This is a genomic window from Chitinophaga filiformis, from assembly GCF_021646545.1.
In the GTDB taxonomy this organism is placed as follows: domain Bacteria; phylum Bacteroidota; class Bacteroidia; order Chitinophagales; family Chitinophagaceae; genus Chitinophaga; species Chitinophaga filiformis_A.
Window position 1 is genome coordinate 129,524 of the sequence record NZ_JAKIRP010000004.1, and the last position, 25,702, is coordinate 155,225.

20 protein-coding genes are annotated in these 25,702 nt (G+C 45.7%); 2 read left to right on the top strand and 18 right to left on the bottom strand.

Annotated features, from left to right (window positions below):
* Positions 1-6 precede the first annotated feature (6 nt).
* Entirely contained in the window at positions 7-987 is a 981-nt protein-coding gene (locus L3C95_RS12865; RefSeq protein WP_236387874.1) for a FecR family protein, read from the bottom strand.
* A gap of 64 nt (positions 988-1,051) precedes the next feature.
* Positions 1,052-1,615 carry an RNA polymerase sigma-70 factor gene (locus tag L3C95_RS12870; protein ID WP_236387883.1) on the bottom strand — a complete coding sequence of 188 codons (564 nt, stop codon included), beginning with the start codon at positions 1,613-1,615 and terminating at the stop codon, positions 1,052-1,054.
* A gap of 332 nt (positions 1,616-1,947) precedes the next feature.
* Here L3C95_RS12870 and L3C95_RS12875 point away from each other — a divergent pair, with 332 nt between their 5' ends.
* Entirely contained in the window at positions 1,948-2,889 is a 942-nt protein-coding gene (locus tag L3C95_RS12875; protein ID WP_236387890.1) for a hypothetical protein, read from the top strand.
* A 5-nt stretch (positions 2,890-2,894) separates the two neighbouring features.
* Here the strand turns inward: L3C95_RS12875 and L3C95_RS12880 are convergent, their stop codons facing one another.
* From L3C95_RS12880 to L3C95_RS12900, 5 genes are all read right to left on the bottom strand, one after another.
* Positions 2,895-3,896 (bottom strand): hypothetical protein, encoded by a 1,002-nt coding sequence (locus L3C95_RS12880; RefSeq protein ID WP_236387892.1) that lies wholly within the window; start codon positions 3,894-3,896, stop codon positions 2,895-2,897.
* 36 nt (positions 3,897-3,932) lie between these two features.
* Entirely contained in the window at positions 3,933-4,871 is a 939-nt protein-coding gene (locus L3C95_RS12885; protein WP_236387893.1) for a hypothetical protein, read from the bottom strand.
* Positions 4,872-4,932: 61 nt separating this feature from the next.
* Positions 4,933-5,760, bottom strand: coding sequence for a hypothetical protein (locus tag L3C95_RS12890; protein ID WP_236387895.1), 828 nt, complete (start codon positions 5,758-5,760; stop codon positions 4,933-4,935).
* A gap of 686 nt (positions 5,761-6,446) precedes the next feature.
* Complete coding sequence (locus L3C95_RS12895) at positions 6,447-7,958, bottom strand: RagB/SusD family nutrient uptake outer membrane protein (protein WP_236387909.1); 1,512 nt, start codon at positions 7,956-7,958, stop codon at positions 6,447-6,449.
* 17 nt (positions 7,959-7,975) lie between these two features.
* Positions 7,976-11,002 (bottom strand): SusC/RagA family TonB-linked outer membrane protein, encoded by a 3,027-nt coding sequence (locus tag L3C95_RS12900; protein WP_236387915.1) that lies wholly within the window; start codon positions 11,000-11,002, stop codon positions 7,976-7,978.
* Positions 11,003-11,211: 209 nt separating this feature from the next.
* Here L3C95_RS12900 and L3C95_RS12905 point away from each other — a divergent pair, with 209 nt between their 5' ends.
* Positions 11,212-12,210, top strand: coding sequence for a LacI family DNA-binding transcriptional regulator (locus L3C95_RS12905; RefSeq protein WP_236387930.1), 999 nt, complete (start codon positions 11,212-11,214; stop codon positions 12,208-12,210).
* An 11-nt stretch (positions 12,211-12,221) separates the two neighbouring features.
* Here the strand turns inward: L3C95_RS12905 and L3C95_RS12910 are convergent, their stop codons facing one another.
* From L3C95_RS12910 to L3C95_RS12960, 11 genes are all read right to left on the bottom strand, one after another.
* A complete protein-coding gene (locus L3C95_RS12910) occupies positions 12,222-12,695 on the bottom strand; it encodes a hypothetical protein (RefSeq protein WP_236387931.1) in 474 nt (157 codons plus the stop codon).
* 22 nt (positions 12,696-12,717) lie between these two features.
* Positions 12,718-13,158: a hypothetical protein gene (locus L3C95_RS12915; protein WP_236387934.1), complete on the bottom strand. Its 441-nt coding sequence runs from the start codon at positions 13,156-13,158 to the stop codon at positions 12,718-12,720.
* A 607-nt stretch (positions 13,159-13,765) separates the two neighbouring features.
* The gene (locus tag L3C95_RS12920; RefSeq protein WP_236387936.1) at positions 13,766-14,086 is read right to left on the bottom strand and encodes a hypothetical protein; all 321 of its coding nucleotides are present in this window, start codon (positions 14,084-14,086) and stop codon (positions 13,766-13,768) included.
* 102 nt (positions 14,087-14,188) lie between these two features.
* Entirely contained in the window at positions 14,189-14,626 is a 438-nt protein-coding gene (locus L3C95_RS12925) for a c-type cytochrome (RefSeq protein WP_236387944.1), read from the bottom strand.
* A 287-nt stretch (positions 14,627-14,913) separates the two neighbouring features.
* Positions 14,914-16,272 (bottom strand): alpha-L-fucosidase, encoded by a 1,359-nt coding sequence (locus L3C95_RS12930; protein ID WP_236387958.1) that lies wholly within the window; start codon positions 16,270-16,272, stop codon positions 14,914-14,916.
* A 173-nt stretch (positions 16,273-16,445) separates the two neighbouring features.
* Positions 16,446-17,735: a RagB/SusD family nutrient uptake outer membrane protein gene (locus tag L3C95_RS12935; RefSeq protein ID WP_236387971.1), complete on the bottom strand. Its 1,290-nt coding sequence runs from the start codon at positions 17,733-17,735 to the stop codon at positions 16,446-16,448.
* A gap of 18 nt (positions 17,736-17,753) precedes the next feature.
* Positions 17,754-20,876 carry a SusC/RagA family TonB-linked outer membrane protein gene (locus L3C95_RS12940; protein WP_236387981.1) on the bottom strand — a complete coding sequence of 1,041 codons (3,123 nt, stop codon included), beginning with the start codon at positions 20,874-20,876 and terminating at the stop codon, positions 17,754-17,756.
* A 321-nt stretch (positions 20,877-21,197) separates the two neighbouring features.
* Complete coding sequence (locus tag L3C95_RS12945) at positions 21,198-21,944, bottom strand: DeoR/GlpR family DNA-binding transcription regulator (protein ID WP_236387988.1); 747 nt, start codon at positions 21,942-21,944, stop codon at positions 21,198-21,200.
* Between the two features lie 116 nt (positions 21,945-22,060).
* Positions 22,061-23,254, bottom strand: coding sequence for an anhydro-N-acetylmuramic acid kinase (locus L3C95_RS12950; RefSeq protein WP_236387991.1), 1,194 nt, complete (start codon positions 23,252-23,254; stop codon positions 22,061-22,063).
* Complete coding sequence (gene murQ, locus L3C95_RS12955) at positions 23,251-24,054, bottom strand: N-acetylmuramic acid 6-phosphate etherase (RefSeq protein WP_236387997.1); 804 nt, start codon at positions 24,052-24,054, stop codon at positions 23,251-23,253. The genes L3C95_RS12950 and murQ overlap by 4 nt, the downstream gene beginning before the upstream one ends.
* 24 nt (positions 24,055-24,078) lie before the next feature.
* Positions 24,079-25,560, bottom strand: coding sequence for a sodium:solute symporter (locus L3C95_RS12960; protein WP_236387999.1), 1,482 nt, complete (start codon positions 25,558-25,560; stop codon positions 24,079-24,081).
* Positions 25,561-25,702 lie beyond the last annotated feature (142 nt).

Below are 25,702 nucleotides of genomic sequence, written 5' to 3' on the forward strand. Positions count from 1 at the left end.
TAGGCATTACTTTGTGGTGAAGCGGATTTGTTTTCCGTCGATCGTGTAATCAAGATTGTCCGTTGCTTTGATCACATCCAGTATATATTTCAATGGTTTGTCATTGAACCTGGCAAACAGTTTATAACCGGCCATGGCAGGACTAGCGAAGGAGATCTCTACATCATATAATTGCTCCAGTTTATTGGCTACAACTGACAGTGGCTCATTACGGAACACGAGTATGCGGGAAGTCCATCCTGTAATGGCTTCCACATCATAGTTCCGGGTATAGGCATGCCGGTCGTGACTGTCATAATATAATTCCTGTCCCGGCTGCAGTTCATAAGGCTGTTGCTGTGCAGGTACATTTACCTGCACCTTTCCATCTACCAGCGATACCGCTGCACTGTCCACGCCTTTATAACAGGTTACATTAAACCGCGTACCCAGCACCTGCACGGACAGATCGCCTGCCTTCACTGTAAAAGGCTGGTGTGCATCTTTGGCTACTTCAAAAAAGGCCTGTCCTTCCAGGACAATGTTCCTGTCGTGCTGTCCAAATTGCTGTGTATATCTGATGATGCTCTTTGGCGCCAGCTGCACAATAGTGCCATCAGGCAAAGTGTCTTTCAACATCTGTCCGGGCAGCGTCTTTTTCTCTATATAAGCGACTTCCTGCTGGCGCGGCTGCTGTCTTAAAAAGAAGATGCTGCTTATAACGATACCTGCAATAGCTGCAGCTACACCCGCCTGCCAGAAATATCTCTTTATGAGTCCTTCCTGCCGGCGGTTACGGATGCGTTGTTTTACATCTTCCAAAGCCAGCGCTACCTGCTCTCCATCATGCTCCTGCTGGCTTGCCAGCCATATCTCCTGCAGTACGCGATAGGTTTGTCTGTTTTCTTCTGCACTTTCCAGCCATTCAGCCAGGAAGTCTTCTTCCCATGGGACGGTCTGTTGATTAAAATGCCGGGTGATCAGTAAGTAGAGTTCCTTCTGTTCCAATCTTTTTTCTGTTTACAAGACTAGGACGAAAAGAATGATCCCGCTCGTGACAGAAAAAACGGAGTTAACATATTGGTAATATTGGATAGGCTGTCTTGAGGATTTTCAATGCGCGGAACATATGTGTCTTCACGGAGTTAACAGATATATTTAATAGATCCGCAATTTCATCATAACTGAATCCTTCATAACGGTGCATCTTAAATACCAGCTGCATCTGGGGAGGCAATCCCGTGATCAGTTGCCGGATCTGTGAGGTAACGTCTTTATATATGAGCTGATGGTCAGGTTGTTGATGGTCTTCACCGGCAGTTTCGGCCAGTACTTCTTCAGGCAGGTTGAAAATAGTCTTTCGCTTGCGGTAATAATCAAACACCCTGTTCCTGACAGAGACGTATAAATAGGCGCTTAAAGTAGTAGAAATAGCAATCTGGCGGCGGTTATGCCACAGCGTACAGAACATCTCTGCAACGATATCTTCGGCTTCATCAGTAGGATAAGGCAGCAGCACTTTGGCAAACTGCAATAAGCCTTCATAATAACGTTTAAAGATAGCATCAAACGCATCTTCGCTGCCGGAGATGAAGAGTTGCAGGTGTTTGTCTTCGTCGAATAAATGGCGTGCCATCAGCGCAAAGCTAAGGGGTGAGAATGGCTTTCAATGTTAGGTTTTTATTAAGTCTGCGGTAACATACTACTGACTCCAAAGTTCAATACCCGCCTATTAATTTTTTATTATCATATCTTTGTTTGAATAAATGTAACGCCCTTCCAATGAAAGAAGGACCACATGCGTGATTGCAAGCCGCGCCTTTTCTTTTGAATACGGGTGAACATAACAGCTTATCTATCTTTCTCCGTGATTAATTTCTGATAAAATTTGAGTAAATTTATCTAACAATCCCCCCGGCATCTCTACCCCACCTTTTCAGATTGTCACATCATTTAACTCCAATAATTATGAAAACGTGTATACTAAGCATTTTCATGTTATTTACCACCCATGCCATACTCGCGCAGGAGCAGGACACAACCAGCCGCTACCAGCAACTGGAAGAGAAATTCCAACGTCTGAAAGACTCCGTCTCGCGCTTATCTCCTTTTATCCCGGCTGTATCATCTGTACTCGTTAATTACAAGCAGCTGGAATTAAACTTTTTTGCATCTATTATATCGGCCAATAACTACAGGGATGACGACGGACATCTGGGTGATCTCAGCGTCCGTCAAACGTACCTGTACCGCACATTACAGGCAACGTACGGCGTATCAAAACATGCACGATTTAATGCAGGAGTGGATGTCAATATCATGATGGGAAGAATAGACCAGGACAGGACCAGCTCCATATTCAAGGTCTTTGACAGCGATGTAGAAGGCAATAGCCGCTTTGCGAGAGCCATTACCTCTGTAGCAGCAAGGATCAGGTGGAGGCCTTTGAGGAGAAATTACAACTTCACTATGCAAAGCAGTATCATCTTCCCGACTGGTATCAGTCGGGAGAAGCAGCAGGTATTAGGGTATAGCCAGATCTTTCTGCTGTCTCAGTTCCTATACAATCAGCCTTTGAGTGAGCGCCTGTTCCTCTTCTCCCAGCTAGGTTTGCAATATGGGTTTGAAAGAGATAATGCGCCGGCAGCATTCTTCTCTCCCATATCCCTCTACTTAAGTTATTTAATCCCCAGGAAAACGATCCCCTTTATATTGTTTAATTATATTCCTATGTTCAGCAAGGATAACAGCTGGTCTTACAGCCGTTATACGATGCAGGTGGGCGGCGGACTACAATACCAGCTCACCCGCCGGTTTTTAATCAATGCATATTATGCAAATGATATAAAAGGAAAGAACTACCCCGACTTCAACACCTACAGCCTCAGCTTACGCTATGTGCTACATTAAATGATTCACGGATCACATTGCTCATCAGGATTATTAGCCTTCCTGTCGAACGTACATGTTGAGACAGTACCTGTTTTGGAAGAGATGAGCACCATTTTCAACACGCAGGGATTAGCCGTTGTAGCAGAGAACTGTCCTGCGAAGGTTTCTCCTGTCGTCTTGTTGGTAAACTCAACATAGTTCAGGTCATTATAGTCTTTGTCTTTATCAAAGTGATATTCAAAAGTGCCAGTCACGTCATAATTGAAGGTGCCGTCGTCTGTATTGAGATCAACGAAGTTATTCCCATCCGTTTGCGAAAATAATCCGCAGCTCCAGTTGTTGGAGATAGTAGGTACATAGTTAGGAGGAGGAATGTTGATAATGGAGAAGTTGACACTGGCTGGTCCGGAAGGTGGTGGTCCTGACACCTGGAAGTTGAGTGTAGACGTCCCTTTGACAGTAGCCACCTTTACAGTCACCGTACCTGCAGGCAGGTCTTTCGGAACGGTAACCGTGATCACCTTTTTGTTGTTTGTATAAACAACGGCATCTTTATCATTAAAGGTTACACTGATGGCGCCTGAAAGATTATCGCCATAGATCAATACAGGGTATTCTGTGAAGTTGGCGGCTGGAATGATCTTACTCAACGTTGGCGGCAACGGATCTACATTGTCCGGCTCTTCTATCACTTCAAATTGCAGTTCATTCGACTTACCTCCGCTGGTGTACACCGCAATCTTATTCATGCCGATAGTTGCACCCGCAGGCACTACCGTTGTAATAGCAGTACCGGTATTACCTACAATTGTAGAAGCAGTACTATTGAACGTTATCTTGTCAGCATTACCGATATTCTGCCCACTCACGGTTACCGGGTCTCCTACTATACCTTTTACGGGAGATACCGAACTAAGTGAAGGTACAGGGATCACCTCCTTTTTGGATTTTCCGCACTGCGGACCGGTAAACAGAATGATCAGCAACAGCAGGTATAGCTGGTTGATCCTTATCAACTGTTTCATAAGTGTCGTTTTATAGTACTGTTAATAAGCTGTCTGTTACATGGCCAGTCTGCTTAAGAGGATCTTCGCCCTGTTATCCAGTTCCTGCAACCTTCTTTCCAGCGACAGTTGTGCCTCTTCAATTTCCCGCATCACGGTGTCCTTAAATTCCTTCCTTTTTGATCCTTTGATCCCTCCCCTGTTGTATTCATTGATGTCTCTTATCTTTAGATTCAATGTGAAGATGTTAACGTTATGCAGATCTCCCAGTGCATAGTTGAACCATTCCCTTACCTCAGTGGCTTTTGCTTCACTCTCCCACAGGTCTGCCACCATTTTCTCATATCCACTGCGTTTCCTGTTGATATCTTCGAATGCTTCATTATATCTATTCACTGCATCTGTAAGTATCTGCATCGCCTGCGGATCATCAAATGCATGCCTGACAGTGAACTTAAACGCATCTTTCAGATCCTTTGCCTCATTTGTATAGTTACTGATAGCAGCAGCAAGGACCGGGTAGAAGTCCTGCCTTCTTCTATCCAGGTCTATCTGATCTTTGAGATCCTCCAGTTTGATATTGGTCATCTTCTGGATTTCATCCCTGAAGGCGACTAAAGACTGTTCTATGCCATCCTGTTTTACCCCCAGTTGCAGCAAGCCGTTCTTAATCTCATTATTACTTCTGGCAACAGCACGGGTAAGTATATCTTTAGGAGAATCGCCGACAATGAATACAGTGGCAACACTGCTATCCCTGGGTACTGCTACACTCCCTCCGGGGGGATACAGGATACTTTGATCACTATCCACCAGCTCCAGTGTTACCATGCTGACGTTACTGTTGATGGGAATGATGAATTGTCCGTCCGTGCCGGTAGTGCCTCTGCCCTGGTCCACCAGCCTGACAGAGATATTATTCAGTGCTTTATTACCATCGAAAAGCACCACTCTTCCTTTAAACCTCCTGACGTTCTGACCGAAACAAACATGCATGAGCAATAGCAAACATATTGCAAGGCAGCATCTCAAACATCCTTTTGGCATATATATCAGATTAAGGGGTCTTATCTATTCTCAGATCAATTGGTATTGCTGATGAAATGGTCACTACTTCGTTGAACCGGGTGATGCCATCGGTGACTATCTTCAGCTGCACCTTTTCCCCCGAGGGCAATGGTACTGTCAGGGAAAAGTTACCATTAGCATCTGTATAACAGGTAGCGAGGCCGCTGGAGAAATCGAGCCATGCATGCACTACAGCCATATTCTGCTCATCGAGCACGGAACCTCTCACCAATGTGGACATTGATTCCCTGGTCCTGCTAACATGGATATCTACATAGTCGTCTCGCTTAGAGAGCAGTACTTCATTGGAATCTGCCAACTGGTAGTTCTTAATAGCCGTCAATAACCTGACTTTCCTGTTGTCATATTCCTCCGGTATATTGTAGAATGCCACCTCACCTTCGTGGATACTCACCGTCTTTGGTTCTTTCCCTATATATAATGTAATCGTACCCTCATTCAAGGTATTCAGGGGCTGATCATTGCTGACAATGCGCATTTTCAGATCAAACTGTCCTTTCGTATTGTAGTAATTCGGCATAATAAATCCACCACCTACAACGAGGGCAAATATCACGATGGGGCCTGTCAGCTGTAGCTTTCCATAAGTAACGCTTTCATTCGATGTAAAGGAAGCATACGACTTCATTGCGCCGGCCAGGAAAGCTGCACTGCTGAATCCAAGAGGAATGAGAATGATGTAATAAATGTTTCCTGTGATCCCAAGATCTTCCAATTCTTTACCAAAGAAGATCATTATGCCTGCGGCCAGAAAGGACAACAGGAAAGCCGCCCCACTTATCCATATCCAATTCATACGGCGCCTTGGGGCTGAGCGTCCGTTCGCAACAGTCTTCATGATATCATTCACATGAACTTATCAACAAGCTATAAAACAAATGCTATTAGTGATTGGCATACTATATCGCCCGGCTATATACCTGTATTATTGCTATCAGTGACGAATGAAATATTGCAGCCTCACATGTATTTCATCTTCGTGCCAGCGCTTACACCATCATTTCATTACGCTGTAGAGGAAATTGGGGTGAGGGATGTTTATAACGAATTTGCTTATGTTAAGTTATAAATATTTTTCCAAACTGCTATCAGTATTTTTTACTACTGTATAAAATTAGATAATAGATGAAATGTAATACAGTCAAAGACTATAGGAGATTATTATAATTTATTTATTTTAATTATTGATCACCGTAATGATAGTACTAATAAGCGGGAGAAAACTTAAAACAGTTCCTGAGCATCGCTTAAATGATTTCCTGACTCCATCATTACCCGGATAAAACGATGGTGCATCAGACTTTGAAGCACCCAAAAAAGTCAGACACTTTTGGAAGCACTTCAAAGTCTGATACACCATCTATTATCCGGACACATGACAGCGGCTTGTCGTTTAAGCAACTATTAGCGCTTTCATTTATCCCTGGTACTATTTTTTTGTATGCAGTGTTTCAACTTACAATAGCAAGGTATATCAACACATTAATAGTCATCATTCTGCTCAAGCGACAAATAACTATCCACTTCTGCCTGCGGGAAGGGAAATACATAATTCTTTGGAAAGAACTTCCTGTTCACACCACCGGGATTGACAACCGCGGGTAACACCGTTGCTGCCGTCTTCCATCTTAACAGGTCAAAGTACCGTAATCCTTCCAGGGCAAACTCTACTCTCCTTTCCTGCCTGATGCGCTCACGCATCTGATCCTGCGACAAGCCTTCAGGTAATGGTGGCTGTTGCACACTCTTACGGCCACGTACCGCATTCACTGCATCATATACACTCTGATCAGGACCGCTCACCTCGTTCTTTGCTTCTGCATACATCAGCAAAATGTCGGCATAACGGATCAGCACAAAATCCTGGTCGCTACGGGTGGAATAGTCGGTTGGGGCCCTTGTAGTATCGAGGTATTTCTTCACAAGAAATCCTGTCCTGTTATTACCGTCTTTCGCCGGATCAAAGATACCTTCCGCACTATACTTCCAGGGATCCCCCGGCACATAGATCGTTCTGCGTAAACGGGCATCACGGTTATCATACGGATGCGCAGGATCATATAGGGGAGATTCAGTGATCTTTTTCCCGTCCTTACACTCAAACGCATCTGCCAGACCTTTAATGGGTTGTATACGTTCCCACTGATCCCATCCCATCTGGTAATCTATAGTATTGATCAGGTTAGGCAACTGGTAACGGGCAGAAAAGATGATCTCAGGATTGTTGTTCTGGCCGGGCTTTACAAACAAACCATAAAATTCATCCGCTATACGGAACTTCCCACCATCGATGATCTGCTTTGCAGCAGCAGCAGCTTCCGCCCAACGTTCATTATACAACAGCACTCTTGCCTTCAGTCCCAGTGCTGTTGCCTTTACGATCTTACCACTATACACATCGTCTGGCAATGAAACCAAAGCAGTATCTATATCTTTCAACACCTGCTCCACCACCTGTTCCTTTGTACTCTTCTTCATATCCTGTGGATAATTCAGTTCCTCCGGCTGTAAAGTGATGATGACGCCTCCATAGGTCTTGCACAGTTGGGAATAATAATAGGCCCGCAGAAAATATACCTGTGCCTTATACTGCGCTGTAGTGGTGGCATTCAGTTTAGCCTTATCTACATTCGCCAGAAAATAATTACAGGTAGCGATCGCCTTATAATTCAGATAATACATATCGTTCACAATGCCGCCCGTCGTCGGTTCCAGTTGTGAGGTAGCAATACTGTTGAAAGATCCGGAACGTGGCCATGCATCATCAGAAATACCATCCCAGTACATAGTGAATGCACCAAATCCTTCGGAAATGGAGTTGTTATCAGACTGTGCAGACAACAGCGCATAACAACCGGTAAGCGCCAGTTTTACATCTTCTTCAGACCTCCAGAAATTTTTACCGGATACTTTATCAAGCGGATCTTTATCAAGAAAATCGCTGCTGCAGGCCATCATGCACGACAGCAGTAAAAAGTATATAATGTTTTTCATGACGTGTTTTTTAATGATCAGAAAGTAACCCTTGCACCGAAGGAATAAACTTTATTCTGCGGATAGTTCACAAAGTCGCCACCGCTGCTCCGCTCGGGATCAAGCCCCGGATAACGAGTGAACGTAAACAGGTTATCGCCCGCGAAGTATACTCTAAGCGCGGTAATACCGGCCCTTTTCAATAACTCAGCTTTCACATTATATCCCAGCTGTACATTCTTCAAACGGAAGAAGGAGGCATCTTTCAGGAAGAAATCTGAAGGGGAAGAAGAGATAGGACCATAACCCTGCACATAGATATGCGGTAGTGTGGCGTTTTTATTCTCAGGCGTCCATGCGTCTCTCCATTCCGTGGTTGGCGGTGTGGATTGCCTGAAAGGTTCGAGCCCCCAACCGGTCACATAGAACTTCTGTCCCTGTACACCGTAGAAGAATGCACTGAAGTCGAAATTCCGCCATGCAGCATTAAGATTAAAAGAGTAGTTGAAATCGGGAAAAGCGCCATCTACATAGGTCCTGTCAGATGCATTGATCTTTCCGTCATTGTTCACATCCCTGTATTTCAGATCACCGGGTTTAGGCGTGTATTGTTGTTGCGGAGAATTTTTGATATCATCATCCGATTGGAAAATGCCTGTCACCTCGTACAGGTAAAACGTCTGCCAGGGCAGTCCTTCCTCCTTGATAGCAGTACCTGTTATTTCGCGTGCACCAAATTTCACCAGCTCGTTTTTATAAGTCTGGAAATTTACACCCACACCATAAGTGACCTCTCCTATCCTGTTGTTGTAATTAAGGCCAAACTCCCAGCCGATGTTCTGCATCGTACCTCTGTTCACAGTCGGCGCACTCAATCCCAGCCATCCCGGCACCTGTGCAGCACGCAGGATGTTGAAAGTGCGCTTATTGTACCAGTCGGCCGTTATACTGAGCTTGTTGTCAAACACGGCAAAGTCTACGCCTACATCAAACACCTGGGTAGTTTCCCAGCGGATGTTCTCATCTACCAGGGCGGTACGTAAAACGCCCGGTGATAATACGGTATTATCCATCGGATAGTTATATCCTACAGTCAGGATGCTCTGATAAGGATAGTTACCTATGTTCTGGTTGCCCAGTCTGCCCCATGACGCACGTAGTTTCAGATCGGTGAGCCAGGACAGTCCTTTCATAAAAGGCTCCTGCCCTATACGCCATCCTGCAGAAAAAGAAGGGAACAATCCCCAGCGGGTATCTTTTTTGAAACGGGAAGATCCATCATAACGCAGGTTGGCTTCAAAAAGATATTTATCTCTGTAATCGTAATTCAGGCGGCCATAGTAAGAACGCAATGACCACTCAAAGGCGGTGCCACCGGTAGTTTGTCCGTCGGCGCCAGCGGCATTCAGTTCAGGCAGGTCATTGCTGGGGAAATCCCGTCTGTATCCATTCAGATTTTCCTCTTTGAAATATTCTTCCTGTGCACCTCCCAACACTTTAAAAGTATGGTCGCCGAACTTCTTGTTGTAGGTCAGCTGCGTGTACACAACAGGATAAATATTGTTTTTGTCTGTAACGATCAGTCCTTTGGTACCAACGTCCAGGTTCGTGGCGAATTGGCCTGTAAACCAATCGTACTGCGGGATCACGGGGCGGAAGTCTTTCACTTTATTAAAGCTGAAATTAAATCCGCCTCTTGTTTCCCAACTCAATCCTTCGAGCACTTTTACATTCAGAAAGAGATTGCTTTGCAGATAATAAGCGCGATCTGAAGCCTGTACATTTTCAGCAATAGCGACAGGATTCTTGTTGTGATACACGTAAGGATCGCCTCTGAAAGTATAATGCCCGGTGCCATCAGGTACGATAGGACCATACATAGGCGCCTGCGACAGCGCAGCGAGGAACTGGTCCTGCGCACCCTGACGGGGATATTTGCGGTCATTATAATTGAAGTTCATGTTCATACCGAATGTGACCCTTTTGTTCACTTCGGAAGTCAGGTTGAACTGCAGGGTGTATTTCTTATTCGCAAATCCCAGCATGGTCCCCGGTTCGTCTGTGAGGCCCATTCCCACCGTATAGTTCGTACCAGCCCTGCCACCGCTGACGTTCAGGTAATGGTTCTGCACATATGTTGTACGAAACAACACGTCCAGCCAGTTTACGTCGGGATAACGTGTTTTATCGGTGGCATTGCGGTACTGGTCAATAAAGCTGGCGGGATATGCTGCCGCCTGACCAGAGTGAACGAGGGCTTTGTTATACAGCTCCATGTATTCCACGGAGTTGGTGATCAGCTTCAGCATGCGGGTAGGTGAAGTGATGCCCATATTGTAGCTGTATTCCAGGTGCAGACCGTTTTTAGCGCCTTGTTTTGTTGTGACGAGTATAACGCCATTGGCGGCACGGGTACCGTAGATGGAAGCGGAAGCAGCATCTTTCAGCACGGTGACCGATTCAATGTCATTGGGATTGAGCGCCGTGAGATTACCGGGTATACCATTTACGATGACCAGTGGATCATTACCGGCGCCGCTGTAAGTGCCTTGTCCGCGGACACGCAGGCTCACCCCCTGGTTACCCGGTTCTCCGGAGTTCTCCACCACCGTGAGGCCGGGCAATTTTCCCTGCAGCATAGTGGCTGGGTTGGTCACCACACGTTTATTCAGTTCTGCAGAATTGACGGTCACCACAGCCCCTGTCAGGTTTACCTTCTTCTGGGTACCATAGCCTACTACGATCACATCGCTGAGGGCTGTGGCCGTTTCTGTAAGGCTGACCATTAATTCTTTTTTCCCGGCCACAGGAATGCGCTCTTCCTGATAACCGATAAAACTGAACTTCAGCGTTCCCGAGTTTGCGACACTGATCCGGAACTGACCATTGTTGTCGGTTTGTGTACCGGTCTTTTCATTGCCGGCAACGGTGACGGTTACTCCGGGCAATGGGTTTCCCCGGGTGTCTTTGACGGTACCGGTGACGATTGAAGGAGGGCTTGACTGTCCCCATAGCATAAGGGGGAGGATCAATAGGAGTGTTAACAGGTTGTTCAACTTTTTCATAGCGTGAATTTTTGGTTGAGGGTTTTTCTGACTACAGTAGTGGAAATGAGGGTGTTTCGTGGAATCTAGCTGTACTGAAATTAAGTATTATGAAATCGATTTCAAACATGCCATTTTCTGATTAAGAATATTATATCATAAATTGCTAAAAAACAATCATATACAGCATTCAGGATAAATTAGAAATCGATTTAATAATCTGGTACACAATGAAGAAGAATAAGCGGGTGACAATCTATGATCTGGCGAATGAGCTGGGCATATCGGCATCTTATGTATCGAGGGCATTAAACAACCATCCGGGTATTAGTGAAAAGATGAAGCAGATGGTGCAGTTAAAGGCGCAGGCGCTGAATTACCGGCACAATACCAACGCCGCCAATCTGCGTAAGGGGGCCTCCTCCACGATCGGCGTTATCGTTCCCAAGATCAACGAGAATTTCTTTTCCAACGCGATAGCGGGCATCGAGGAAGCGTGTACGGAACATCAGCATCACCTGATCATCTGCCAGTCAGATGAATCTTACGAAAAAGAGGTAGCGGCGGTCCAGAAACTGATCAATCTCAACGTTGATTGCATCATCATATCCGTTTCCGCTGAAACGAGCCGTTTTAAGCACCTGGAAGAGATTATGCACAACAACATCCAGCTCGTCCAGTTTGACCGCACTGCTGAGGTTATAAATAGCTGTAAAGTCGAAAACGACACAAGAGATGCTGCCCGTCAGGCGGTGTTACATTTGCTCGCCAAGGGGTATAAACGTATTGCTTATATCGGCGGTCCGGAACAGCTGCCTACCTTCCGCGACCGGAAAGAAGGGTTCTTGTCTGCTATGGAAGCAGCTGATATTGTTGTTCCCTGGAATTATATCGTGGGTAACGTGCTGACGAAAGAAAAAGGAATTGCAGTAGCTATGGATTTATTACAATTGAAAAACCCACCGGATGCGATTGTGACGGTAACCGACTATGTAGCGCTTGGAGTATTGCAGGCCGCTGGTCAATTGGGCATTACCGTTCCTGATCAACTGGGCGTGTTCGGGTTTGCCAATGAGATCTTTGCTGAGCTGATATCACCGGGGCTATCGTCGGTAGAACAACATGCGAAAGTCATGGGCAGAAGGGCCGCGGATTGTTATTTTGAGGGCAAGGAAGCGGGAACGGAGGTGATAAAGTGTGAGGTGCTGGTACGCAGGACGACGAAGTAATAAATCACCATTCATGCTAATTCTTTCATAAAGTATTCCAGGCTGTTGAATGGACCATAAGATTCCCATTTCCTACTCCGGATAAATTCTTCTGCTAAAGAGATAAACGCATTCCGTTTATCCCATTTGTATTTATTATTCCGGTTCAGGATGATAAAGTTGAACGCTGCCAGCGGTTCACCCAGATCTGATGTCAGCATACCAAACCCCAGCATGTCATCAGGATGCGTAATCAGTTCTCCATCAACAATACATCTTGCGTTAGCGGCCCCTCTTACTCTATCGCCCTGTTGTATTTGGTAGAGCAGGTTTTCCTTCAGGGGATGCGCGTCCAGACAACTAACATGCATACCGGCATCACTAAATATGAACAAGGGGTCTTTGATATTACTTGTTAACGGTGGCGCCCCCGTGATCTCCTTACTATTGTCCAGCGTTTGTCCACACAGCACGCATTGGCTCAATCCTTGAATTATGATTGCCATTGGGGGAATGTATTTAGCATTATCAATTGAAATAAATATCAATGTAATCTACCACATTATTCCCTTCACAATTCTCCATTTCCTGTAGTCTCCAGTACTTTCTGGCGCCTTTGGCCAGGAAATGATAAATGCCGGTTCTTTCACACACATTGCCCTGGTTAATGCCTTCGTATTGACTCTTCATAGTACCGGTGAATATCAGCTCCTTCGGAGAAGCTACCTTCAATGTACCGTCAATCGTTACAAAGCTGTTGCTCTGTGCATCCCGCTGTTCCCCTTTGATAGCATAGGTGCTCTTGTTCTTTTTGCGGATCTGTACTTTACCCGGCTTGTCCCAGCTGATCCACTGGAGGGTAAAGTTGTGCGTGCCTTCACGGAGAGCGGGGGTGGATTTTTTCTGAGCATAGGTGCTGTAGGTACAGGTCAGGATAAAAACCAGCAAAAGCGAGGATATTCTTTTCATGAGCGATTGAGTGATTTACGCGGCTAAAGTTAGATAAATTAATTTTTTCTGTACTAAGACAAATGTCGGTTTTAGTCCGTCTTGATACCGCTTTGATACCGCTAATCCTACGTTGATCCTACGTTCATGAACGTAGGATCAACGTAGGATTAGCGGTATCAAAGCGGTATCAAGACGGTATATGGCCACCCTTTACAATGTACTTGAGATATAGTAGAGATATAGTAGAGATTCGCTCATCCTCCCTTAATCTTCCGTTCACAAAGGGAGGATTAAGGGAGGATGAGCGAATCTCTACTATATCTCTACTGATGTTAAAGCCTGTATTGCCCAAAGAAGAGCCAGATTACCCCCATTGGCGACTATTGAACTAAATATCATTCAATTAACTGAAAATCAATAATTAAAACACGCTTCGACATATTAAAAATGCGTATTTTCCGCATGACTTTTCTACTTAGCTTTGTCTTGTAATTAGAAAAACGTGTAGTGACCGGGCGAAAGAAAGCGCGCACTTTCCCCCGCAGTGACGAATGACAACAAGCTCTTTGACATAAAAAAAGACCGCCTCCATGAGACGGCCTTTCTAAAAAATTTTCTGAAAGCGTTACTTCTTCTGCAGCTGATATTTTGGTATCACCAGGAAGTGTACGATGGTGTGAGCTGTTAAAGATAGCACCACCACAATACCGGGAATCAGCAATTGCTTGCCTGGCGTATCAAATACGTCCAGTATGGCCGATTCGCTTTTACCAGCAAACAACACAGCCAGTAAGAACAACAGTCCGCCGCTGATCCATAAGGTAAGATGAGAGTAAAAATATCTCAGCTTCCGGTACCCGCCTTTTCCAAAGGAGGTAAACAGCAGCATAACGTGGGCAATGAAAAATACCAGTGCCAGGGCAACGAGGGAGTTAAAAGCAGTCATAAGTGTCTTTTGAAGTTGTGAGGTTTGCAATAGTTAATACGACAAATAAGTAGATGTATCTATATAAAGATATCGTTTTTAACTATTTCCTCCAAACACTGCTTAGTGCTGCTGAGGCGCTTCCTGTGCCGGTGGTGCAGGCGGTTTGGATGCAGGTTCCTTTTGCCCGTTGTGACAGGTATAACAGGTAACCGTCATCATCTGAGCGCCCTTTTCATCTTTACCGGATTTAAAATACTTCTTGTTGATGCGCAGGGTCATTTTCAACATCTCACGGGCTGTTTCCTTTTCTTCCTTGTCGTCACTGGCAAAATCCATTTTCTTTGGATTGTCTGTCTGTCTGACATGGCAAAAGTCGCATTTTACGCCCAGCGCCTTGTTGTAACTGCGCATCTCTTTCTCGAGGTCTTCATGGCTGATGTCTTTAGGCAATACTTTCAGATTCTTTGCTCTTTCTTCCTGCTGCGGTAATGATAGTGAGCATAGTGTCGCCGCCAGCAACAGGGACAGCGGTACAAAATAAGACCGTTTTAATTGCATAACTGTTATAATATTAGCTTCCTTAAATTCAGGCCAGGAACTTACAAAAAAGTATTTATACTCTTATAATTTATTATATGACTCCCAGTATTTTATGTTTAAGAGAGGGGAAACGGTATCCGAACGTGATGGAGAAATCGCTGTTCTGTAAGTGAAGATGGGCGGCGGGGTGCTTCGCTCATGCAGCATCACTCGCGTGCTGAGCGTACAAACAGCCTGCTCCCGAAAATTGTAAGAGAAGGAACAGGCTGATGTGCAGTTGTAGGTTTAAAAAAAAATATTTCATCTCATCTCAAAGTCAACTCTATCACAGGTATTTCTACCAAAGGTTTTTTTACAGGCAGTGTAAGCACAAGATCCTTACTTCCCTGATTTTCCTTTCCAATATACTTTATTTCTGAATTATCGTGCAGGAATTGAACATATTTAACTTTTTGATCAAACCCAGGCAGCACCAGTTTGCCGAATGGCCATACCAGCACGTGTACATACAATTTGCGGGTTTCAGGATTATAAGTCAGCATGGTGCCGGGAGGCGCCTTGAACTCGTCCGGTGCCTGCGTACAGCCATATATGGACCTACTGTTCAGCTGCATCCACACACCCATTGCATTTAATGCATCCTTTGCGCGATGGTCGAACTGGCCACGGGCAGTGGGCCCTACATTCAGCAGCAGGTTACCGCCCTTGCCCACAGAGCCGATTAGCAGCTGTAATAACTGTTCAGGGGTTTTCCAGCTGTCTTCATCGCGGTGATACCCCCAGGAGCCGGAAAAGGTCTGGCAGGTCTCCCAGGCTACCTTCTTACCATTCACAGTAGGCCAGTCTGATACCACCACCTGCTCTGGTGTTACGAAGTCAAATCCGTCTTCATAATCGTTCAGGTCTAAACGGTTGTCCACAATAATATTTGGCTGCAGTTTATGCATCATTTTCATCAATTCCGCAGCTCCCCAGTCATCATGGCCTTTACCATTCTTGCCGGGATAGGAAAAGTCGAGCCACATAATATCGATCTTACCGTATTTCGTCAATAGTTCTCTAACCTGGTTATGCAGATATTGACGGTACCTGCTCATATCCTTCCCCTGGTTCAATCGCGCATAGGCAGTATCGCTGTCATTAGCCGGCTGCTGCGGATGATGCTTATCCACAGTAAAATCGGGATGATGCCAGTCCAGCAGGGAATAGTAGAACCCTACCTTTAAACCTTCAGCACGGAAAGCTTCGACCCATTCCTTAACAAGGTCGCGCTTCGCGGCCGTGTTGGTAGCCTTATAATCGGTGAATTTCGAATCGAACAGGCAGAAGCCCTCGTGATGCTTGGTTGTGATCACTGCATACTTCATACCGGCTGCTTTCGCAGCCTTTGCCCATTCTTTCGGATTGTACAGGTCCGGGTTAAATTGTTCAAAATATTTCTGATAATCTTCATTTGTCATCTTCTCATACTTCTTCACCCATTCATGACGGGCAGGCAAGGCGTACAAGCCCCAGTGAATGAACATACCAAAGCGGTCATTCGTCCACCAGGCAAGTCTTTTCTCCTGGTTTCCGGGTTTCTCATAGCCAATTCGTTTCTGTGAAAATGCAAAAGGGCAACAAAATAAGATTGCTGTCAGCAGCAATAAGCAACGTTTTCTCATAGTGGAATCAGTGTTTTGAAGGAAAGTAATCCTGTAACATATACCGGACGTTAACAAAATCCGGGGTTCCTAAAATAACAAACTATTCCTGAATAGACAATCCTGTCTCTAAAATGAACGGAGCCGGAACCTGTATAGATAAGCTCCGGCTCCTTTTTAAAGTATCCCCTATCCTAAAATGCCGGATCGTCCGGCGTGTTGCTATTATCATTCCTTTCTACAAATGGGAATGGCAGCCAGCTACGTTTACGCTCTGCCTCCGGCCTGCCGAATCTGCGCTGGTCTTCCAGTTCAAGTCCGCTCATGAACAGTTCTATATGACGATGCTTGTAGATCAGCTCCAGCAGTCTGTTTTTTGTGGCCGCTACTTCCCCGGTCAATCCTGCTCCTACACCAAACGCATCTTCAGATGGTTGTTTGGTCACCACTTTGTTCAATTCCAGCAAACCGTTTATCAGGTCGTCTTTACGCGCATAACATTCCGCTTTGATCAACGTGATCTCACCTGGGAGATATACAGGAATACTCTGTGTGGTGGCGGTAAAGAATCCTTTCACCCGAAAACGCGGATTGGCGCCGATACCTACATAAAAGGGCACTCGTTTGTCTGCAGGATCAGGTTGCAGTCCTACAGGAAGTCCCATTGCAGAATCCACCACCTGGTAAATATTGTTGGTAGCTGTGACCAGTGTGAAGATCGGGTTCGTGATCAGTGAATTGTAGTTGAAGGTAGAATAAGCAGTTACCTGGTTGGCAGCAGCCAGGGCAACATCATAATCGCCTGCAAACAAAGCGTAACGCGCCTTCAGCGCATACAGGGCATTCACAATATCTATACCCGCAGGTATATTTGCTTTGAAACCTGCACTGATAGCATTGGCATTCACAACGGCCAGCGCATTATCAAGTACACGCACTGCTTTCCTGTATCCTTCCTGGCTGGTGATGAATGGTACATCGACACCGACAGTGTCCGGAACGTGTGTCCAGAACATCGAAATATTACCCAGTGCCAGCGCCTTATATATGGAAGCATAAGCAATCACACCACTGGCATAACCCGGCTCTGTGATCACACTATTCGTAGCATTGAGTACGCGGTTGGCATCAAAAATGATCTTGTTCGATACTGCCCACATTCCTGTAACAACGGCATTCGTATTCTGCACCGCTGAGGCGCCCGTATTGAGCTGGCCTTCATCTGCGTTACCTGCGTTGACAACATAAGTGCCGCGGGTCAGCAGACTGGCGGTGGCGATCGAAGTATATAAAGTACTTGTCCTATTGGCAGTGTACCAGTTCTGCAACCCTACGGCTACATCTGTCAATGCATTGGCGGTACTGACAGCATCATCTGAAGCTGGTCCTGAGGGATCTGTATATTCTTTTTTACAGGATGCAGCCACTAATAGCAGCATGCCCGCCAGAAAAGAACGACTGTATTTATTGAGATACATTTTCATAAAATACTTTTTGATGATTTAGAATCTGGCGCGAAGCGCTACATTATATGTCCTGGGAGCAGGCACACTACCGAAATCAATACCACGCAATACGGTGCTTTGTCCTGCCGCATTCACCTCAGGGTCATATCCTTTGTAGTTATCCCACGAATACAGGTTACGGCCGCCTACGCTGAGTGTTAGATCGCTCAGACCTTTGATCTTACCGAAGTTATAGCTGAAGGCCACTTCTCTCAGTTTCACAAAAGAACCATCATCTATTCTCCATTCCTGGATATTGTAATTCCCCGCAATGAATCCACGGGGCAGGAGTCCCAGGTCTTCCTGTTCTGCTATCTTACCATTGTCCACACCTTGCCTTGTTCTGAAATCAGCGTTAAATACATCTACGCCCTGTACAATGTCCAGCTGTGTATGCAGGCTCAATCTCTTATAGCTGAAATCGTTGGTGAGGGTACCTGTCCAATCCGGGTTAGGATCGCCTATTTTCCGTTGTAAAGCAGTTACGCCTGTAGTAGGTGGCAATCCGGTATTTGGATCTCTTGCGGGCGTGTAAGAGAATGGTGATTGCTGCACACCTGCTTCTGTAACAGGAACACCATTAGGTTTTGTCAGCTTGTTACCACTGGCATCACGGGCGAAGAAGGTACCATAAAAGAAGCCTATAGGCTGACCGTTAGCAATAGCAACAGGCGCGCCACTCACAGTAGAATACAGGAGGATGGATTGTCCGATGTCGAGTGCTTTGTTCCTGTTACGGTTGAAGATAGCAGTCATGTCCCAGTTGAAACTTTTGCTCTTCACAGGCGCTACATTTAATACAACTTCGAAACCTTTATTGGAAAGTGAACCAATGTTATCCAGGCGGGTGCTGTAACCCTGTGTTGGTGCAATAGCGCGGGCTATCAGCAGGTCTTCCACTTTCTTGCTGTAGTAGTTAACGGAGAGATTGATACGGTTGTCCCAGAAGGCGAGATCTGTACCAAACTCCAGTTCCTGTTGTCTTTCAGGTTTGATATCAGGGTTGGTGTAAGTGGTTGGTGAGGTGAAAGATGCAGCACCGATAAAGGCCACGGCCCTGTAGGTATTAAAACGGCCATAGGCAGGAATACCCGTCAGGTTACCCGACTGCCCATAAGCAGCCCTGAGTTTGAACAGGTTCCACCAGTTGGATACATTCAATGATTTCCAGTAATCGGTACCTGACAATACATAACTACCACTCAGTTTTGTATAGATCTGGTTCCGCTCATCCTCACCAAATACGGAAGAACCATCCATTCTCAAAGCACCGGTGATGAAGAGCTGATCGCGGTATTTAAAGTTCTGCTGTATGTACTGACCAGAAATAGACAAACGGGTACGCTCGTCGGCACCGGTGATAGGCGTAGCAGCGCCGCTTACTGTCTGCACAAACGGAGGCAAGCCCCTACCCTGTTGCAGGGAATAATGCCCACGCTGGTATTGCAGGGAATATCCTACCTGCGTTACAGACGCCAGATCGGATGTGATCTGCGCATCATAGGTAACATTCACATCATGATTGATCAGAAAGGAATTATTGATACCTGTACTGGCGTAACCATTCTGGGTAGGATCGAGTGTGGCGCCTCCACCAAAGAAACCAAGGCTTACATTATATGCAAAAGGAGGAATAAAGGTGGTACCGTCCTGGCTGTAGTTATCAATACCCATGTGATAGTCAATTGTCAGGTTCTTGATTGGCGTCAGCTTAATGCCAGCGCCGGCAATCAACCTGCTGGTCTGTTGTTGCTGCTGAAAATCCTCGATAACAGAAACAGGATTAACACGTCCGCGTTCTCCTACTGCCAGCAGATTACCCAATGAATTACGCTGGTGGATATCGTAATAGTTGCCAATGATGGTTACTGAGTTGGTCGGAGAAAAGAAAGAGTTGCCATCAGGTTTTTCGTTCGTTTTACTGTAGATGTAGTTCATGGTAGCATTAAAGCTGATCCACTTGTTAAGCTCCTGATCGAGGTTCAGGCGGAAGCTGTAACGGTTGAAATCAGTATTTCTCACAATACCCTGATTGTACAGATAGCTGGCAGATGCATAATATCTTGTTTTATTCTGCCCACCTGTTACTGACACATTATTGTCTGTACCGATGCCTGTGCGGAAGATATAGTCCTGGTAATCGTAACGTTTTACCGGAGTAGTGCGCAAGATAGTATCTGTGAGGATCGTTTGTGTAGATACATCGGGGGTGCCACCAAACTTAACAGGCGCCTGGTTTACGTCGAGTTTCTTACGCAGCTCGTTCACATTAAAGCCGGTAGAGAAGCTAACCACCGGTGCACCTCCTTTACCTTTCTTTGTAAAGATCTGCACCACACCTGCATTGGCGCGTGAGCCATAGATAGCAGCGGCAGCAGCACCATTCAGTACTTCAATGCTTTCAATATCTGCAGGATTGATATCTACCATACGGTTCTGACCAACGTTACCCGCGAAGTTGCCGCCAGCATAAGAAGCATCTGCGTTTGTTACGCGGGTGGTAGAGTTATCAATGATCACTCCATCGATAATATACAATGGTTCAGTAGAACCGCTGATAGTACTGATACCACGCAGCTTCACAGACATACCACCTGCAGGGTCGCCGGAGTTTTGTGTGATCTGCGCACCCGCAGTTTTACCTTGCAATGCTGTCAAGACGTTGCCTGTAGCACCTTTGGAGAGTTCATCCGACTTTACTGTGCTGATATAGGTACCTAATTGTTTACGCGTAGTACCGAGAGAAGCACCTGTTACCACAACTTCATCCAGTTTGGACACAGAAGTGGCTAACTGTTGGTTGAGTGTATAGGATGTGGCAGTACCAACTGTTATCACGCCTTCTGTCTGAGTAAAGCCTATCCCTGTGAATACCAGTGTGTAACTGCCGGGCTTAAGATCAGCGTTGATAGTATAGACGCCATCTATTGAGGTGGTAGCACCCAGTTTGGTTCCTTTGATAGTCACAGTGATACCGGGCAGGGTAGCGCCCGTTTCATCTGTCACTTTACCCGACAGCTTCACCTGCGCAAAAGCAGTAAAGGCAGTAAGGCATTGCATGACCAGCAAAAGCAGCAGATACCTGCATCTGGTGCGCCGGAATAATTGATAAATTCTCATAACTGATGTTTAAATAGTAAGCGAAATGTAATGGCATGGATATCCCCCGTCACTCAGGAGTATTTTTCCCGAATAACTGATTGACCACACATTGGTTGATAAACGCGTTTACATGTACAATGAATTCCCGTTATAACCGGGATAGTTAATAAGTTCTCATAACTGATTTTTAAAAGTTAAGCCATCAATATCAGAATAGATACTTCCCGGCATCCGGGAATATCCGCTATGAATAAAGATTGATTACAGGCTGGTTGATAAGCTGTTTAGATAGTTCAATAGATTCCCGGAATGTGCCGGGAACTGTAATAGCTGTTTTATTTATAAAATCTGAATACCCTTTTTCTTATATGGCTGCAATTTCTTAGCATCTGGTGGCAGCTCAGTGATTAATATATCTATCTCATCCACATCACAGATCTTTAACTGTTCGGACGTGTCCATTTTTTCTGAAATGGTCAATACCACTACTTTCTTAGCAGTGCTGATCATGGCCCTTTTCACCTGTACTACATCCCAGTCATTGTCGGTTAACCCATCTTCTACATCAATAGCATTGTTTCCAAGGAAACACAGGTCAGCTTTGATCATTTTTATCTTTGAAATAGCCTCTCCTCCTACTGTGATCTTTGATCCTTTGGATAGTTTATCACCTATCACGATCACTTCTATATTCGGGTGATTGGCATATTCAAAAGCAGCAGGGAGGCTTACGGTGATGAAAGTGGCCTGCAGATCTCTGGGTAGCACGCGGGCCAGCTCTGCGATCGTAGTCCCCCCTGTAGTTAATACAAACATACCGTCGTGTATTAGTTCGACGGCTTTTAAAGCTATGGTCTTTTTATCTTTTACCGCGTATACATCCTGCGATGTTATACCCTGATGAAATGAATTGGAAAGCGCGCCGCCATGCACTTTTATGATCTTACCCTCCTGTGCTAACTCCGCAAGATCACGGCGGATAGTATCTTCCGATACCTGTATCTGTTCACTCAGATGAGAAGACAACACCTTGTTATGCAAGTTTACCTGATGAAGTATGTATGCGTGGCGTTCTTCCTTTAACATCCGGGATGATTACTTTGGTTGAATATGAGATCAATTTCCGCAAAAAAGCGCAGAAAACAAAATATAACCCGCACTTTTTTGCTGCTTTTAGCAGGATTAAAAACGATAATGCGGGTTTATGCAGGAAATGACAGTTTGCCCATGGTGATGGCAGGCATGCCGGGTTTACCGAAATCAATGCCTTCCCCACAAATTGCTTCATTGGCGAGTATGGCAAAGAGTACGGCTTCTTTTGCATCTCCGGCGATGCCTAATTCGTCGGTGGTATGGAATTCCAGGCGTGGTAGCCTTTCCCTGATCAGGCTTGTCAGCAGCGGATTATGTGCCCCTCCGCCGCTTGCGTATACCGCGTAGTGCTTATCTGTCTGCAATACACTTTGCAGCGCATCTGCGATCGTATCTGCACTGAATCGGGTCAGTGTAGCCATGATATCATAAGGGGAAAGACCGATTGTATCACTATGCTCCTGTGCTGTTTTTACATAGTCCTTACTAAATAACTCCGGACCAGTTGTACGTGGGAATGGTTCTTTAAAAAACGGATCCGCCTTCAATGCTGTCAACAGGTTTTCATTGACAGTACCCTGTTTAGCGAACAAGGCATCTTTATCGTATTCCGCCTGGAAGAAGGCTCTTGCAAAGGCATCCAGCAACGTATTGCCGGGACCTGTATCTGTTACGAAGACACCTGATGGATCAAGATCGCCAGGCAGGAAAGTAAAGTTGGCGATACCGCCCATATTCAGCATGATCCTGTCTTCTCCTTTTTTCGAGAATAAACAGTAGTCTCCGTATAAAGCGAGTGGTGCTCCTTCTCCACCGGCGGCAATATGTTTCTGCCTGAAATCGCTTAGCGTGATAATGCCGGTGCTAACCGCTATATGGTCCCCATCAACGATCTGCAAAGTTGCATTTGGAAAATCGGGCAGGCGGTGTAATATCTTCGGACTGTGATAAACAGTCTGCCCGTGAGAGGCGATCAGATCAACCTCTTCCGGGGTAAGGTTCCATTTTTGCAGGCATTCCAGTATCCATTGTGCATGCAGGTGTGCCAGCCATGGATGCAGAAGACAAAGCTGCCGGAAAGAGATGGTATCTTTTGCAAACACTTTCCTGATCTCATCTTTCACTGCTATCGGGTAAGGTACTGTTTCAAAATGTTCCACCGTAACCCGGGTATCCATTCCGCTACCGCTGATAGCACACAGTGCCACATCCAGTCCATCCAGTGATGTACCCGACATCAGTCCGATAATGCGCCTTACCGGCTTTTGTGCAATTGTAAACAGACGTTGAAGATTCCTGTTCATGATTTTCTGCTTTCTATTGCTGCCCTTACACTTCCTTTTTCTGCTATCAGCTGACGCGCTGTGGCTTCATCTACGTTCAGTTCACTCATCACCATCCGTGTAGCACGGTCTACCAACTTATGATTGCTCAACTGCATGTCTACCATCTTATTCCCTTTCACTCTTCCCAACTGTATCATGATGGACGTGGAGATCATGTTCAGGATGAGCTTCTGTGCTGTACCTGATTTCATGCGGGTACTGCCGGTCAGGAACTCAGCGCCGACTTCAGCTTCTACAGGATATTCAACTGCGGCTGCCAGCGGACTGCCTGTATTACAGGTTACACAACCTGTCATAATACCTCTTTCCCGCATGGTTTTCACGCCTCCTATTACATAAGGCGTAGTACCCGATGCAGCGATGCCTATTACCACATCTTTATCATTGATATTAAAACTATCCAGGTCTTTCGCAGCCTGTTGCCTGTCGTCTTCTGCAAATTCCACCGCTTTGCGAATGGCTTTGTCGCCTCCGGCAATAATACCTACTACCAGTTCGTGGGGCACGCCAAATGTAGGCGGACATTCTGATGCATCGACGATACCCAGTCTTCCGCTGGTACCGGCGCCAATATAGAACAGACGGCCTCCCTGCTTCATTTTCTCCACCGCTGCCGTTACCAGTTTTTCTATCTGGGGAATGGCTTTCGCTACTGCCTGTGGCACCGTAGCATCTTCGCTGTTGATCCCTTCCAGCAGGGCGCGGACACTCATCTTCTCCAGGTCATTGAACCGGGAAGACATTTCAGTTGTAAGCATATTTGTAGCATTAATTTTTACAGATCAGGACAGTAGTCCTTTTTTCTGAAAGTTCCGGGAACTCAGCCATAAACCGATGAACATAAACAATCCGTTAATAACAAGCAGTTCCAGGCCTATTTTATAGTCTTTGAAAAGATATGTCTGCGTCATCTCCAACACATAACAGAGCACAGGCGCCGCTACTGCGATAGCCGGTACCATGTCGTCATTTACCGTACGTTTGGTCAGAATACCAAAGGCAAATAAACCCAGTAAAGGTCCGTAGGTGTATGAGGCTATCTTCAGTATTACAGAGATCATACTCTGACTATCGATGTGCTTAAACACTAATACTATCAACAGGAACACCGCACTGAAACCAAGGTGCACCATCCGCCGGGTATTCTTCTTTTCTTTCTCTGACAGGTCGTTTCTACGCTGAATGTTCAGAATATCGATACAAAAAGAAGAGGTCAGTGCTGTGATGGCTCCGTCCGCGCTGGGAAATAATGCAGAGATCAGGGCTATAATAAAGATCACTGAAATAGCTGCCGGCATACGCTGCGCATCGAGGGCCAGTGTAGGAAACAGTTTATCCGAAGCAGCTGTTACGCCGATGGTTTCAGCATAGAGGTATAATAAACCACCGAGGAACAGGAAGAGGAGTATCACCACACCGAAGATCAGGCTGAGTGTCATCACGTTCTTCTGCGCATCTACCAGGCGTTTAACAGAGATATTCTTCTGCATCATCTCCTGGTCCATACCTGTCATGGTGATCGTAATAAAGGCGCCACCGAGGATCTGTTTGAAGAAGAACAGCGGACTGTTAGGATCTGTAAAGAAGATCTGCGACATACCTTTGGTGCCCATTGCCTGCAGGCTGCTGCCTATGTTCATGTCAAGGCGGTTCAGGATATACACGATACAAATAACGAGACCTGCCAGCATACAGGTGGTCTGCAGTGTGTCTGTATACACGATCGTCTTCACACCTCCTTCAAACGTATACAGCAGGATCATGAGCAGGATGATCAGTGTGGTGAGCCAGAAAGGCACCTGGAACTGATCTTTAAAGGCCTCTTCCAATAAGTTCTGGAGGATGTTCACCACGAGGTACAACCTTGCGGTAGCGCCCAGGGTTCTTGATAATATAAAGAATGATGCGCCTGTTTTATACGACTTCGTCCCGAAGCGGGTACTGAAATAATTATAAATGGAGGTCAGTTGCAGCCGGTAATATAAAGGCAGCAGCACGAATGCGATGACCACATATCCCATCATATTTCCCAAAGCCACCTGGAAGTAACCGAAGGCCGTCTTACCCACATCGCCCGGTACACTGACAAAAGTGACGCCGCTAAGCGAGGTACCGATCATCCCGAAGGCTACCAGCATCCAGTTGCTGTTACGGTTCCCTATGAAAAAAGAGTCGTTGTTTGAATTACGGCCGGTATACCAGGCTACGATCAATAGGATAACGAAATACGCAATGACAATAGAAAATAAAAGGCCTGGTGTCATAACAAGGTAGAATTTCTTTGATTAAAGCCGCACAAAAACGCATATTCACGTTTCAATATAAACACAAAAACGCAAAAAACGCATAACTATATGCAGAAAAACGAATAAATTTATATTTTCACAGTACTTCCACCAAAAACTG